1 protein-coding gene is annotated in these 420 nt (G+C 47.1%); it reads left to right on the plus strand.

The features are described 5' to 3' along the window. Positions 1-33: 33 nt before the first annotated feature. Positions 34-420: transposase (locus OGY13_RS01705; RefSeq protein WP_286545922.1), on the plus strand; the 387-nt coding region annotated here is incomplete at its 3' end.

Below are 420 nucleotides of genomic sequence, written 5' to 3' on the forward strand. Positions count from 1 at the left end.
AGTGGCACAGTAAATTTGGCCACCTGATTAAAGGTGATATTCTCACCTCAACACAAAACAGGTGACTTAATGAACAAGAAAACCAAACGTAGTTTCACCCCTGAGTTCAGGCTGGAATGTGCACAGCTGATTGTTGATAAGGGCTACTCATATCGACAGGCCAGTGAAGCGATGAATGTGGGTTCTACTACGCTTGAGAGCTGGGTACGCCAGCTCAGGAGAGAGCGCCAGGGGATTACGCCCTCTGCCACACCCATTACTCCAGACCAGCAACGTATCCGCGAGCTGGAAAAGCAGGTTCGCCGTCTGGAGGAGCAAAATACGATATTAAAAAAGGCTACTGTAGATTCAATTGGTCAACGCAACAGTTATGTGAAAACATGGGGTTGCGGAGGTTTTTTGAATGAGACGAACATTTAC

This window comes from Citrobacter sp. Cpo045, from assembly GCF_030332875.1.
In the GTDB taxonomy this organism is placed as follows: Bacteria; Pseudomonadota; Gammaproteobacteria; order Enterobacterales; family Enterobacteriaceae; genus Citrobacter; species Citrobacter portucalensis.